The organism is Burkholderia stabilis (assembly GCF_001742165.1).
In the GTDB taxonomy this organism is placed as follows: domain Bacteria; phylum Pseudomonadota; class Gammaproteobacteria; order Burkholderiales; family Burkholderiaceae; genus Burkholderia; species Burkholderia stabilis.
Window position 1 is genome coordinate 986,484 of sequence record NZ_CP016444.1, and the last position, 13,774, is coordinate 1,000,257.

Consider the following 13,774-nt stretch of genomic DNA (forward strand, 5'->3'; position numbering starts at 1 on the left):
TTTCGAGTCCCGCCACGAGGCCGTGTCAGAAGCTTCAAACGAACAGGAACAAGGGCATATGCTTGGTGGTAAGACAGGGGCAGCGTCGGCGTTCTGGTTCGTCGGCGCGAGTTTCGGCGCGTCAAAGGATCAGACGGCTCGCTTCCTCGAAGAGGGCATATGGGAAGTCCATACGCCAACTAGCCGGGAATCTGCCGATGTCAACGCCATGCGTGTCGGGGACCGCATCGCCATCAAGGCAGCCTATGTCCGCAAGCGCAACCTGCCGTTCGACATCCGCGACCAGTCTGTTTCTGTCATGGGCATCAAGGCCATCGGGACCGTGATCAGCAATGAAGGAAACGGCTATCAGGTCGGTGTGCAATGGACCGCCGTTGAGCCGGTGCGAGAGTGGTTCTTCTACACTTACCGCCCGACGATTTGGCGCGTGCTCCCTGACACTTGGAAAGCTGAAGCGCTGATCCGCTTCACCTTCGACAACGAACCGCAGGACTTTGAGCGCTTCTTGCAGTCGCCATACTGGCGCGACCGCTATGGTGTTGGTGACGAGGCGCATCAACCCTTCCGCTGGACAGGCTTCTTCCAAGCCATCGCCGACGCTCTGCGCGCCTATCGGTCGAATCGCAGCGTGCTGGTAGCCGGCCTGCAAGACATCGCGAGCCGCGTTGATGTGTTGGACTATTTGAACAAGGATCGGCTCCCGGACAGCCAGAGAGGTTTCGTGCGCGATATCTGTCCGTTCACAGTAATGGGCAGCTTCAACCGGGGCATCACGGACATCAACCGCAAGCAACTGGCCGACGAGCTGGCCCGGTTCCTTGGCGTATCCGAGCCGGTGCCTGCGTCGTTCGAAGGGGTACCGCTACTGAACAACCTCAAGTCCTGGTATTTTCCTTTCGAAGACGAGCGCCCAGTCGAGCAGATCGATCAGCTTTGGGACGTGTTCGCTGCGGCCATCGACTATGCGGAGTCTGACGACGACACTGGGCGCGAGCGTTTCGCCAAAGCGTTCGACCAAGTCAACGGCAAACCAGGCGTTGGCTGGAACCTCACGATGGGCCTTTTCTGGATTCGTCCATGGTCGTTTCCTACACTGGACGGCAATTCGCGTCGCCTGATCCGGGAAAAGCTGCTCGCCGAGATCAGCACCAGTGGGCCAAATCACCGCTGCAGCGCCACCGACTATCTCGCGCTGATCGATACTCTGGAACGGCGCTTCCAGGAACCGGACTACGCCGTACATTCGTTCCCCGATCTATCTCAACAGGCTTGGGTCTATCAACCGGCCGGTGGAGGGCCGCGAGGCATCAGAGAGGACGCTGATGGCGAGGGTAACGAAGGAGCCGACGTGATCTCAGAATCCCTCGTTCCGGACCGGCCGATTGTGCCGTATGCCGTCGACGACATTTTCAGGGAAGGCTGCTTCGTCGAACGGGCGACGGTAGAGCGCCTGCTCCAGAGGCTCGAGCAGAAAAAGAACCTCGTCTTGCAGGGGCCGCCTGGTACCGGCAAGACTTGGCTCGCCAGGCGTCTCGCGTTTGCGCTGATTGGCGAGAAGAACGACAGCAGAGTTCGACGCGTGCAGTTCCACCCCAATCTCTCCTATGAAGATTTCGTGCGGGGCTGGCGACCCACCGGCGACGGCAAACTTGCGCTGGTGGAAGGTGTATTCATGGAAGCGGCCCATGCCGCTCTGCGCGCGCCGGATCAAAAATTCGTCGTCGTCATCGAGGAAATCAATCGCGGCAATCCGGCACAGATCTTCGGCGAATTGTTGACCCTGCTCGAAGCCGGCAAGCGGACGCCAAATGAAGCCATCGAACTCTGCTATCCAGACGCGGATGGCAAGCGCCGCCCAGTGCATATTCCTGACAACCTCTACGTCATCGGCACGATGAATTTGGCCGACCGCTCGCTCGCACTGGTCGACATGGCGCTGCGCCGCCGCTTCGCGTTCGCCGAACTTGAACCCCAGCTTGGCCCGGTATGGCGGCAATGGGTCACCAGGCAAGTGAAGATGGATGTATCGCTTGCTGGCGCCATCGAGTTGCGCTTCGAAGCGCTCAATCGCACCATTGCAAATGACCCGAGGCTCGGCGAGCATTTTCGCCTGGGACATAGCTATGTGACGCCAACGGAAGTGCTCGAAGCCGGTTCCACACGCCAATGGTTCATTGACGTGGTCGACACTGAGATTCGTCCGTTGCTGGACGAATATTGGTTCGACACACCGGACGAAGCGCGCAAGGCGGTTGAGCAACTGTTACACGACTGGTGATGGCAACCGCGCCGGAAAGGGCTGACGGCGCCCCAGATGTAGCCAGCAGCGGGATGATAGGGCGCATTCCCGTACGCAACCTGTGGTTGTTGATGCTATACGCGTCCGATTTGTATCGCGCGCATGGGACAAGGTTTGTCGATATTGAAGACAATCCCGATGACCTAGCGGACCTCGTCGCCGAATTGCTAATCCACACGGTGGAACAACGACAACGCCGCCAACTCAATACAGGTTATCGAGCCTACGAGGCGATACTGAACCGCGTGCGCGGCCGCATCGACGTGCTGACGACCGAGAGACAACAACTGCTTGCGCGCGGCAGCGTAGCGTGCCGCTTCGAGGTGCTGACGATCGACACCCCACGCAACCGTTACGTCCGCGGTGCGCTGGAGCATATCGCACGCAACGTCAGCCCCAGTCGCGCCCGCAGGTGTATTGCGCTGGCGAACCATCTGAAGATGGCTGGCGTGTCAGGTGCGGTTCCTACGCGCGCACAAATGAGTACCGAGCATTTCTGCCGAAACGATCAGGACGACCGCCTGATGGTGGACACCGCGAAGCTGGCCTTCGACCTCGCGCTGCCGACGGAAGCCGCCGGATCACGCGCGATGCCGATTCCTGATCGCGAGGCGACATGGGTACGTAAGCTTTTCGAGAAAGCCGTCGGCGGCTTCTATCGGATCAATCTTGCGGAAGACAGCTGGCGCGTGAGAGCCGGCACTGTCCATCAATGGCGACTGACGGGCAAGACCGAAGGTATCCACAATATCCTTCCGAAGATGGAGACCGATATCATGCTCGATCATGTCCCCACCCGGCGCCGCATCATTATCGACACCAAATTCACATCGATTGTCACAAAGAGCCGGTTTCGCGAGGAGGTGCTCAAGAGTGGTTACGTCTACCAGATGTACGCCTATATCTTCTCGCAAAAGGGGCGAGGAGATCCCCATGCCGACAGTGCGGCCGGTTTGCTGTTGCATCCATCGGTCCATGCCCATGTCGACGAGCTCGCCATCATCCAGGATCATGCCGTTCGCTTCGGCACCGTCGATCTGGCCGCGCATCCCAGAGCGATCAAGGCGCAACTGTTGCGCTTCGCCGACCCTGATGGATATGTCATTGCCTAGTCGCAACGTGCCCGCGCTTAAGCCGCACCGGCGGCTGCCTCAGTACGTACGCGCCGAGCGCAGTGTTCGGAATTCCCTTGTCCCTACGCTCGTTGCACACAGTCTGGGTTCGAGCTCCAACAGCGTCTATTCACCGCCGCTGGTCCAGCCCTGACCCATATGCCCCGAAAGGGGATGACGCCACCTTCGTTCGCATGGCGAATGGCAGCTTGCCGATAGGGACGGACGTCTGAACGTCCGGGCGACGACATGAGCCCATGAGCCAACGGCACCTTCTGGCCGAGCTGAGTCAGGCGATCTGACGCTGTCTGTGTGGTCTAGTCCAGCCTTATACATGTCTACAGCGACAGCAGAGCAGCGACCACCGAAATGTCTGGCGTGTCACATCTGTAGCCCGCCCGGCGAACGTGCTCATTCACACTTGAACGTTCCATGCGGGCGGCGAACCGATTTGCTCGCAAAGGAATTCTGAAAGTGCTTTCACCTTTCTCGACCGTAGACGACCTTGAGGATACAGAAGGTGAATTTCGTGTGGCTCTGATTCGTCAGCCGGATCCCACTCTCTGAGCAGTGGTATGAGAAGCTGCTCCGAGAGAGTTTGTGTGCCATAGATCCAAGACGGAAAAAGAACGATTCCTCGCCCGTTGAGCGCTCCGTTCAAAAGTGCTTCGGCGTTATTGCTTTTGAAGTTTCCCGTTACATCGTGTGCGACTCGTTGTTGTGAGCCGGCGCTGCGGAAGTACCATCGCTGGTCCGCAAACTGCCCTTTGTAGAGCAGGCAATTGTGCGCTTGAAGATCGTTCGGAGAATTTGGATGGCCCATTTTGGTGAGATATGCTGGGCTGGCACAGAGGAGGTACTCCTGTGCTCCCAATGTCCGTGCAATCATTCCGGAGTCAGATAGCTTCCCAATGCGGAATGTGATGTCAGCGCGCTCTTGTACTGGATCGACGAACCTGTCTGTCAGGATCAGTTCCACGGAAATCGACGGATGCTTCTCCTGGAACATTTCCAGCAAGGGAGCGACATACATCGTTCCAAGACTTACAGGTGCGTTCAGCCGGATTATTCCACTGAGCGGGGCATCCGCGCTCATCAAGCCATCGGCCGCGGCATCAATCATCTCCACTGCCGGCTGAATTTCCGCAAGGTATCGCGCGCCCGCTTCTGTCAGTGCAACCGCCCTTGTGTGGCGCAAAAGAAGTTGGTGACCAAGCTCTGCTTCAAGCGCTGCAATCTGTCGCGTCACCGTCGACTGGGGAATGCCGAACCGTCGCGCCGTCATGATGAAGCTGCCGCTCGTCGCAACATGAATGAAGCATCGTAACGTATTGATTTTCATTGAGTTGCATAAATTGCATTATTGAAATCCTATTGTGCCATATTGTTGAATAAAGCATCGCCGCCTACGATGATGGCCAGTTGTCGACGCCCTTGTTCAGTAGGGTAAATCGGGTTTGACGATCTGCTGGTTGGAGATCGGTGCACCTTCATCGCACCTACGACTTTGCACCCCGCGATCCGCGACTGCATTCATCTTGGAGAATTCATGGCTAAGCTGTTCGAAACATTCAACCTGTCCGGCATCACTCTGCAAAATCGCGTCGTCATGGCGCCCATGACGCGCTCGCGCGCTTCGAGCGATATCGCGACCGAATCGATTGCCCTTTACTACACGCAACGAGCCACCGCAGGACTCATCGTGAGCGAAGGCACGCCCATTTCAAGAGAAGGCCAAGGATATCTTTTCATTCCTGGGATCTTTACCCGCGAGCAAATCGACGGCTGGCGACTGACGACCCAGTCGGTCCATGCCGTGGGCGGTCGCATCTTCGCGCAGATCTGGCATGTGGGGCGCGTGTCCCACCCTTCGATTCAAACGAATGATCAACCGCCTGTCAGCGCGAGCTCAAAAATTGCCGAAGGCGCAACTGCGTTTGGTTACGATCAGGACGGCCAGCCGGCATTTGTTCCGACCACCGTGCCACACCAGCTCTCAACGGAAGAAGTGCCGCGCGTTGTAGAGGATTTTGCGAATGCCGCGGCTAATGCGGTCGAAGCTGGGTTCGACGGGGTAGAGATTCACGGTGCTAATGGTTATCTCTTTGAGCAATTCCTGAACCCGAAAGTCAATGATCGCAGAGATCGCTATTCCGCCGATACAATGGAGAATCGCCTAAGATTCACTCTTGACGTGCTAGATGCTGTCGTCGCTAGGATCGGACGCGAGCGTGTCGGTATCCGTCTTTCACCCTATGGGCGGCTCTTCGATATGCGGCACTACGACGAAATTGATGAAACGTACACTGCGCTGGTTGCAGCGCTGGGCGAGCGCGGCATTGCGTACGTTCACATTATGGATCAGTCCGGTTTCGCAGCGGCGGAAACGATTAAAATGGCCGGGGAGTCCGTCTCTGATCGTATTCAACAACTGCTCAAGGCTTTCCGCAAGACTCTGCCGGAGACTGCACTTATCCTCGCTGGCGGAATGACCAAAGAGCGCGCAGAAGCCCTTATCGCGGATGGAACGGTCGATCTCGCAGGATTCGGTCAGCCGTTTATCTCGAACCCCGATCTCGTAGCGCGATTGAAAAATGGGTGGGCACTAACCGATCCTGATCGTTCCACGTACTATGGCGGCGATTCACGAGGTCTGATTGATTACTCTCCGTTCGTGGAGGCCTAGCAGGCTGTTGAAGTATCGGTAGTAACGTCATCGCGGAATGACCCTGAAACGTTGAGGGAAGCCCCCACTTGCCCCTCAAGAGATCGTGCGCGGCGCCGACGCATTCACGGAAAGTTTGTTTTCCATGCGCAAGCCGGAAGACTTCGTTCCGAAGTCGCATCCGTTGCGTTCGATCCGTGTCATGGCCAACGAAGCACTGGCGAAGATGGATCGGTTTTTTGCCGGGATGTGCGATGCCAATATCAAGAGTGGGCGACCGAGCATCCCGCCGGAGAAGTTGCTGCGAGCCATGCTGATCCAGGTGCTCTATAGCATCCGTTCGGATGCGCCAACTGATGGAGCAGGTGCAACACAACCGGCTTTGTCAAGTTGGCGCCCGGAGGCGATCTGTGTAGTCAAAGAGTAGCTATCCCTATCAGAAAGATTTTTCAGCTGCGTCCGTAGTATTTACGAATCCCGGCCGTCCCTCAAAATGCTCCGGCGTTACGGTGGTATCGCAGCAATCGACTGGCTTACTCGAGCAATCGTGCCGCCTTGCCAGGCAGATCCACGTCGACACTGTCGCATGCCGGAGAAGACGTAGTGGGGTCATCGTATCGCTCGCTTTCTCTGACACAGTCGCGATTGACGTAGCGCGTCGCAGCGGCAAAGAGAATCGAGGAAACTACATAGAGCGTAAGACCGCACAAGATGGAGTAGCGCAATGATTGCTCGCCGAAATGTGCGCGCATCGCGTCCGACAAGGCGCCAAGAATCAGGCTTCCGAGTCCGACGCCGATCAGATTGTTGATGAACAAAAAGCATGCAGAGGCGGTAGCGCGTGCTGGCGGAGGCGCGAGCAGTTGGATCGACGAGATGATCGGGCTAAACCAAACGTAGGACAGCGCGGCGGGAACGACGAACAACAGAAGCGCGACGAATGCGGATGGCATCATCAATCCGGCGATATAGAACGGTACAGCCGCCGCCAACATAGCTGCGCCGACGCGGACATGCGCGGCCGGATTGTCGGGGCCGAAGCGGTCTCCGAGCCAGCCACCCAGCCACACGCCCAGCACACCGCTGACGAGGACGACAGTGCCATAGCCCATTGAGATAGTGGTGAGGCCCAGGCCGAAGGTTCGGCTGAAAAATGCCGGCAGCCAAAACACCAACCCGTAATTCATCAACGATGCGAGGGATGAACCGAACGCTAGAAACAGAAAGCTTGGCTTACGTACAAGCAATGCCACGATCGCGCTGAGGCTCGGAGGGGCAGCAGTTTCGAGCGTGGACGTCCGCCCCTCGACGGCGCGCACAGGTTCGCGCACTAACACGCGAAATATTGGTGTCAACAGCAGTCCCGCCAACCCGACCACGATGAATGCGGTGCGCCAGTTGACGGCATTGGCGATCCAGCCCCCAAGCATGATGCCTGCGGCCGACCCGATCGGAATGCCGAACGCATAGATAGCGATAGCACGACTACGTAGGTGCTTTGGGAAGTAGTCGGTGATCAATGCGAATGATGGTGCAACGCCGCCGGCCTCCCCGACACCCACGCCCATACGGTACGCAAACATGTGCCAGAAATTTGTCGCTGTGCCGCACAGCGCGGTGAAGAGGCTCCACAGTCCGAGCGAGATCGTGATGATCCAGGTGCGGCTTTTGCGATCCGCCAGCCAGGCAATAGGAATCCCAAGACCGGCATAGAAGATTGCGAACGCTACACCACCCAAGGTGCCCAATTGCGTGTCCGTCAATCCGAGTTCGTGCTTGATCGGAATGACGAGGATCCCGATGATCTGCCGGTCTATCCAGTTCAGTGCGTACACCAGCAGCAGCATACCGAGTACTAGCCAACGGTACCCGCTCGCGTGGGGCGATGCTGGTGTTGCCGTCGGTCGTTGTTGTGTCTTGTCCCGCATGAAACCTCCAGTGATATGTGCCCCAAAGCGCATGACGGAGGGGCAGCAAGCTGGTGCCAGAACATCGCACGCATCACCGTCCCCGCACGAAAAGAATACAGAACTCACATTTGGTATTCCAATTGGGGGTTATCACTAGAATCTAACTCGGATGGAGGACGCCTGAAATTGGCAAAATCGCCCATGATTCCTCGAAGAATGCGCGTTTACCACGACAACAAAGCGATCGATGGTGATTGATTGAGGTATCCCAAAACTATATCCTGTATACCGATTTGTTAGAGAGGAGGGGGTATGTCTGAGGATGTGGTTTTGTATCAATCAGTCGACGGTGTTGCGATCGTCACGATCAATCGGTCGGCCAAGAAGAACGCAATCAATCGTGCTGTCGCGAAAGGGCTCGAGGAAGCGTGGCGACGGTTTGAGCTCGGTGGGGAGCGTGTAGCGGTGTTGACCGGGGCGGATGGTGATTTCACGGCAGGAATTGATATTGGTGAACCGCCGACGACGTCGAACTGGGCGCCGAACCTCGCGGTGCCGATAAGCAAACCTGTGATCGCTGCAGTGGAAGGATGGTGTATCGGTGCCGGGATGATCATGCTTCAACAGGCGGACCTCTGTATTGCCGCGTCGTCAGCGCGCTTTCGCTATCCCGAGGCGCGTATCGGACTAACGCGGGGTTTCGCAGTGGGTCTTGCCGCTAAGGTTCCGCACAAGCTGGCGATGGAAATTCTGTTGCGGGGTGCTGTCGTGAGTGCTGGCGACGCGCATCGAGTCGGCCTGGTGAACCGCGTGGTCGAGCCTGGACAATCGCTTGCCTTGGCGCTCGACTGGGCTCGTGAAATCGCTGCGGCCGATCCCCATGCGGTGGCATATATCAAAGCAGGTGTCGATGCCACTGTGCCGCGCGGCGCGGCCGAGCATGCGGAGCGAGTGCGTTGGTTGACCGAACAGGTACCTGCCAATCGTCGCCTGCTGGCCGGCGAGATTTCAATTGCTCAGTTGAAGGAGGTGTGACCGATGAAGCAAACGCCACACGGACAACCCATGCAGCCCCCTTTGCGCAACTTGCGCGTCCTTGACCTGACCCATTTCTTGTCGGGTCCATTCGCAACGATGATCCTCGGAGATCTGGGTGCGGAAATTATCAAGATCGAGCCGCCGGGCGGTGATCCCACCCGGCAGATACCGCCATTTCATGACGATGGTGTTGGTACGTTCTATTTCAGCGTTAACCGGAACAAGAAGAGTTTGGTGCTTGATCTGAAGCGTGACGACGATCGTGAAACCTTTCTCTCTCTCGTGGAAACTGCCGATGTCGTGTGCGAGAACTTTCGCCCAGGCGTGTTGGAGCGGCTGGGAATTGGTTACGACACGCTTGTCGAGCGCAAGCCGGACATCGTGCTGTGTTCGATCTTCGGATTTGACAGCGAGGGGGAGTATGCCGACCGGCCGGCCGTTGATACGCTGGTTCAGGCACTGAGCGGCGTCATGAGCCTTACCGGTGAGCGCGACGGGCCGCCGGCGCGAGTCGGTATCCAGATCGGTGATACCGGTGCGGGCTTGTGGGCTGCGATTGCCGTGCTCGCCGGATTGCAAGGGCGCCATGCCGACGGTAAGCCTCGTCATGTCGAGGTGTCATTGTTCGATGCGCAGCTCGGTCTTCTCGTCTGGCAGGCTCAGGATTTCCTGTCGTTTGGAACCGTTTATACGCGCATGGGAACAAGGCACGCGACGTTGCCGCCGAGTCAAGCATTCCGGTGCGCAGACGGGCGCTATGTCTACGCTACACCCAGCGCGTTACCTCGCTGGTGGCGGGGCTACTGCGAAGCACTTCATCTCCCTCACCTCGAGACGGATGCACGTTTTTCCGATCTGTCGTTGCGACAGCGTAATCGAGATGAGCTTGAAACGTTGCTCGAAGCACAGTTTGCGAGCCGCGACTCGGATTACTGGGTCGAGCAGTTTCGAAAACACGACGTTCCTGCGGCCCTGGTGCAAACCGTAAAGGAAGCATTTGAGTTCCCAACTGTCAAGCGTCGAAACATGATCATTAGTGTTAGTAATGCGAATGGAAGTGTCGCTCGCATGGTTGGAAACCCGGTCAAGACAGGGGCGGAGGAGCGGTTCAGCGTACCACCGGGACTTGGTGAGCACACGCACGAAATTCTTGAACATATCAAAGCACGGAGTGGCATTCACGATGAACACAACAAATAATTCGCCGTCGTCCGAGGACCCGGTTTTGTTCGAAACGGTCGGCAACGTGGCGTTGCTTACGCTGAATCGCCCTGAAGTTCGAAATGCCCAGAATGGTGCGCTCCTGTATGCACTGGATCGTGCATTTGAGCGATTTGCCTACGACGATTCACTCTCTGTCGCCATCTTGAGCGGGCGTGGACCGCACTTTTCTTCCGGGCATGATCTGGGGAAAACGGCGGACCGAGAAACGTCATTTGACCGCCGATCGCTATGGTGGGATCACGTTGGAAAACGTGGCGCCGACAACCGGTTCGCCCGCGAAAGCGAGCTGTACGTCGGACTATGCCGGCGCTGGCGTGACCTGCCTAAGCCGACAATTGCCGCCGTGCACGGTGCATGCATCATGGGCGGTTTGATGCTCGCATGGTCATGCGACTTGATTGTCGCAAGTGACGATGCGTATTTTGCCGATGCTGCAGTTGATTTTGGTATCCCGGGTGTCGAGTTGTTTGCTCATCCATGGGAACTGGGCAGTCGCCGCGCGAAGGAACTGCTCTTTACCGCGGAGCGTCTGACTGCCGCGGATGCACATCGGCTCGGCATGGTCAGTAGAGTGGTTCCGCGTGCGCAGTTGATGGATGAGGCGCTCACACTTGCTTCGCGTATCGCCGAGCGACCACGCCTGGGGTTGGCGCTTGCGAAACAGGCCGTCAATCAGTGCGACGACCTGATGGGTTACCGCAGCGGCACCGACTTGGCGTTCGGCCTTCATCACCTTGCGCATACGCACAACGCTGAAGTGGGTGAGAGTCCGAACGGGAAAGGTTCGCCACAGGCAGTGAAGCGTGCACTGGCTGGTGATTGACTAAGCCGAGCGTCGGATTGAGCTGCAGTGAGGCGCGGTAGTTAGCTGCCGCGCACTCGATAAAAATACAAGCAGGTTTGGAGGACGACATGAGGAGGCACTACGTGGCTGCGACCATGCTTTGCGTGGTCGCAGGGACGGTGCACGCACAAAACGTGACACTGTATGGAATAGTCGATGGGGCGATCACGATGGCCTGGCCGGGATACGGCAGCCACGTCGCGTTCCGGGAGGATTCGGGTGTCAGCAATGGGAGCCGTTTCGGTTTCCTCGGTAATGAAGATCTCGGCGGTGGTTTGCACGCGAAGTTCCAGCTTGAGAATGGATTCGCATCTAATACGGGTGTGGCCCAGCAGGGCGGTGCGATCTTCGGGCGCCAGGCGTGGGTTGGTTTGACATCCGATCGAGGCTGGAGTGTGACTCTTGGCAGGCAGTATTCACCGGTCGATATCTCGCTCGCGCTGAGCGACGCAGCATCTCAGATATTCTGGGGCAATACGCTCGTGACCGGAAACGGTATCTATCAGAGCCCGCTCGCGACGAGTGGATCAGCGGGCCTCAATTCGACTGCTCGGGTCAACAATTCGCTCCTGGGTAGCTTCAGTCGCGGCAGTTTCGAGTTGAAGGTTATCGGTTCCACCGGCGACCAGAACGCGGCGCGAACAGGCTTTTTATACGGCGGTAGTCTCACTTACTCAAACGACGCGGTCTATCTGACAGCCGCATTCAACCGATTTCGCCAATATGCGGCCGATATCCCGACAGGTGCGGCGGGAGCCTGGCAAACGGAGGCGACATTCGGTGTGGTCTACCGTTTCGGCTTCGGCAAGGTCTACGCGGGTTACTATTTTTTCAATCCATCAGAAGAGAACAAGAATTTGACCGCGACGACGTTTACCAGTACCAATACTTATTGGATCGGCATTCGTATCCCGGTGTTTGTGGTCGACGATCTGATCGCCGAGGTACTTCGAACCCGATTCAACTATGCAGACTCGCACGGGTCGGGGACAACCATCGGCATAACGTATGCACACTATCTGTCGAAGAAAACGACTGTCTACGTTACGTACGGTCAGGTCAACAACGCAGCGAACGCGGCAGCGATCTTATGGGGCGGTACTGCAGTGGTCAGCTATCCTGGGAAGCCGGGGGCAAACCCGCGGGCGTTCTCCATCGGAATTCGACAATTGTTTTGACTGGGTACCTGCTCAGCGAGCGAATCCGAATCAACTCCTGGCGCACCTGGTACGCTTGCAACTGCGTGCCAGGCACACAATCTTAACCGAGCGCCATCTTGATCGCAGCGGCGCCGCGCATCAGGTGCGTGCGGGAGACGGCTTCCGCTGTCGCTTGATCGCGTGTCCATAATGCATCGAGGATATCGCGATGCTCGGCGAATGCTTGCATGCGCTGCGCATCGCTATACAACGTCAGTGTTCGTGGAAAAACAGCAAACGGACTCATTCTATCCAGAGTCTCGATCAGACTTTTGTTGCCGCAGTGTCCGACAATTTGACGATGGAACTGCCGATTGAGATCAAGCAGGGTGTCCGTATTGGCGTTCCAGTCCTTCGACAAGGTCTCGATTTTGTCTTGCAGCACGTTGAGCTCATCAAGATCAGCAGTATTGACATGGTGAGCGGCGAGCCCAACCGCCAACGGTTCCAACTGAAGGCGAATTTGCAAAATCTCGGCGACTTTTCTCCGCAAGTCGATCACAACACGTGTTCCGCTCGGTCGAGCCTCAACGAGCCCCTCATCAAGCAGGCGCATCAATGCTTCGCGAACGGGAGTACGGCTGACGCCGAGCCGCTCCGCAAGCTTCATTTCGGTCAACGCGGTACCGGTCGCGAACTGCCCGGAAAGCAACTGGCGCTGCAATTCCTCATATATCTGATCACGCAATTGCGCTGCATCACTAGTCGACATCGCCGAGCTATTCCTTGAATGGTCTGGACTGACGGTCCACACGCTTCAGTATACCAGATCTCGATACGGTACCACGCACCTAAGGTTCGGTTGGTAGAACGCTCTATGACGAGATCTCTGCGGTAGCGCGGCAGGATGGGTGTTGAGAGGTTCGCGAGACTCGGTTGAAAAGCCTTGCGCCTAAACTTCCGCAGCCCCCACGGCGCACTGTGTCATGCGCCGGCACAGTCCACAAAATGCACCCGTCCTAAATCGTGAGGTATTGCGCGTATCCGTCGTGCTGAGACGCGGCCACACGCTATAGTCCGCCGACTTTTGAGGGACCCATCTCTGAGGGGCGCAGACGGCGGGTTATCGCACGCGACACGCTCTAACCGGTCGCCCGCCAGGAACCGTTGCACGTGCCTCCTCAAGTTGAAAACCAAGTTCGCAACCATTCCCAAGCATGGCACTTCGGCGCCACGCTTGATCGTCGAATTGGGGAAAACCTCAGTTTCCATCAATCACCTATCTGGATACCGTTAACGAAAATGGTATACCGAATTGAATTTATGGATTCTGCATCAGTGCGACCTTGAGCGCGTATGAGTCCCGGTGCTTCGACCGGCGCGAACTTGCGGGGGCCGTTGCGTTGCAGCCGACGTAGAAGCAGCAGAAGGTTTAACCAGGAGCGAGAGATGGCGAGGCGAGTTGTGAGGAGATGGGGGGGCCACGTAGGCCATGGCGAGAAGAGAGAGGCGATCGGTTCGTGTTCGTCGTGCAAAAGGGCTG

General features: G+C 57.3%; 10 protein-coding genes and 1 pseudogene. 8 read left to right on the forward strand and 3 right to left on the reverse strand.

All coding sequences use genetic code 11. From position 1 onward, the window contains the following. The first annotated feature begins 22 nt into the window (after positions 1-22). Entirely contained in the window at positions 23-2,278 is a 2,256-nt protein-coding gene (locus tag BBJ41_RS36875) for an AAA family ATPase (protein ID WP_236872173.1), read from the forward strand. Then, positions 2,278-3,411, forward strand: coding sequence for a 5-methylcytosine-specific restriction endonuclease system specificity protein McrC (gene mcrC, locus BBJ41_RS36880; RefSeq protein ID WP_069751202.1), 1,134 nt, complete (start codon positions 2,278-2,280; stop codon positions 3,409-3,411). The genes BBJ41_RS36875 and mcrC overlap by 1 nt, the downstream gene beginning before the upstream one ends. Positions 3,412-3,826: 415 nt before the next feature. On the opposite strand, the gene BBJ41_RS40075 is transcribed toward mcrC, so the two are convergent. Next, entirely contained in the window at positions 3,827-4,753 is a 927-nt protein-coding gene (locus tag BBJ41_RS40075) for a LysR family transcriptional regulator (RefSeq protein WP_083282150.1), read from the reverse strand. Between the two features lie 207 nt (positions 4,754-4,960). On the opposite strand from BBJ41_RS40075, the gene BBJ41_RS36885 reads away from it, so the two are divergent. After that, complete coding sequence (locus BBJ41_RS36885; RefSeq protein ID WP_069751203.1) at positions 4,961-6,097, forward strand: alkene reductase; 1,137 nt, start codon at positions 4,961-4,963, stop codon at positions 6,095-6,097. Between the two features lie 85 nt (positions 6,098-6,182). Continuing rightward, positions 6,183-6,459: pseudogene (locus BBJ41_RS40080) on the forward strand (transposase); the annotation flags it as partial. Positions 6,460-6,609: 150 nt separating this feature from the next. Here the strand turns inward: BBJ41_RS40080 and BBJ41_RS36890 are convergent. Then, the gene (locus tag BBJ41_RS36890; RefSeq protein ID WP_069751204.1) at positions 6,610-7,923 is read right to left on the reverse strand and encodes a spinster family MFS transporter; all 1,314 of its coding nucleotides are present in this window, start codon (positions 7,921-7,923) and stop codon (positions 6,610-6,612) included. Between the two features lie 375 nt (positions 7,924-8,298). On the opposite strand from BBJ41_RS36890, the gene BBJ41_RS36895 reads away from it, so the two are divergent. The 4 genes from BBJ41_RS36895 to BBJ41_RS36910 all read left to right on the forward strand — a co-directional run bounded on the left by BBJ41_RS36895 (position 8,299) and on the right by BBJ41_RS36910 (position 12,270). Next, positions 8,299-9,021 (forward strand): enoyl-CoA hydratase/isomerase family protein, encoded by a 723-nt coding sequence (locus tag BBJ41_RS36895; protein ID WP_069751205.1) that lies wholly within the window; start codon positions 8,299-8,301, stop codon positions 9,019-9,021. A gap of 3 nt (positions 9,022-9,024) precedes the next feature. Continuing rightward, positions 9,025-10,224 (forward strand): CaiB/BaiF CoA transferase family protein, encoded by a 1,200-nt coding sequence (locus tag BBJ41_RS36900; protein ID WP_083282152.1) that lies wholly within the window; start codon positions 9,025-9,027, stop codon positions 10,222-10,224. Then, the gene (locus tag BBJ41_RS40085) at positions 10,208-11,071 is read left to right on the forward strand and encodes an enoyl-CoA hydratase (protein ID WP_083282153.1); all 864 of its coding nucleotides are present in this window, start codon (positions 10,208-10,210) and stop codon (positions 11,069-11,071) included. The genes BBJ41_RS36900 and BBJ41_RS40085 overlap by 17 nt, the downstream gene beginning before the upstream one ends. Before the next feature lie 104 nt (positions 11,072-11,175). After that, positions 11,176-12,270 carry a porin gene (locus BBJ41_RS36910; protein WP_167362254.1) on the forward strand — a complete coding sequence of 365 codons (1,095 nt, stop codon included), beginning with the start codon at positions 11,176-11,178 and terminating at the stop codon, positions 12,268-12,270. Between the two features lie 82 nt (positions 12,271-12,352). On the opposite strand, the gene BBJ41_RS36915 is transcribed toward BBJ41_RS36910, so the two are convergent. Continuing rightward, a complete protein-coding gene (locus BBJ41_RS36915) occupies positions 12,353-13,003 on the reverse strand; it encodes a GntR family transcriptional regulator (RefSeq protein ID WP_069751208.1) in 651 nt (216 codons plus the stop codon). Positions 13,004-13,774 lie beyond the last annotated feature (771 nt).

Excerpts from the sequence above, each read along its gene's own strand:
- mcrC (WP_069751202.1), top strand. The coding sequence starts at position 2,278 with ATGGCAACCGCGCCGGAAAGGGCTGACGGCGCCCCAGATGTAGCCAGC.
- BBJ41_RS40075 (WP_083282150.1), bottom strand. The coding sequence starts at position 4,753 with ATGAAAATCAATACGTTACGATGCTTCATTCATGTTGCGACGAGCGGC.
- BBJ41_RS36885 (WP_069751203.1), top strand. The coding sequence starts at position 4,961 with ATGGCTAAGCTGTTCGAAACATTCAACCTGTCCGGCATCACTCTGCAA.
- BBJ41_RS36890 (WP_069751204.1), bottom strand. The coding sequence starts at position 7,923 with ATGCTGCTGCTGGTGTACGCACTGAACTGGATAGACCGGCAGATCATC.
- BBJ41_RS36895 (WP_069751205.1), top strand. The coding sequence starts at position 8,299 with ATGTCTGAGGATGTGGTTTTGTATCAATCAGTCGACGGTGTTGCGATC.
- BBJ41_RS36900 (WP_083282152.1), top strand. The coding sequence starts at position 9,025 with ATGAAGCAAACGCCACACGGACAACCCATGCAGCCCCCTTTGCGCAAC.
- BBJ41_RS40085 (WP_083282153.1), top strand. The coding sequence starts at position 10,208 with ATGAACACAACAAATAATTCGCCGTCGTCCGAGGACCCGGTTTTGTTC.
- BBJ41_RS36915 (WP_069751208.1), bottom strand. The coding sequence starts at position 13,003 with ATGTCGACTAGTGATGCAGCGCAATTGCGTGATCAGATATATGAGGAA.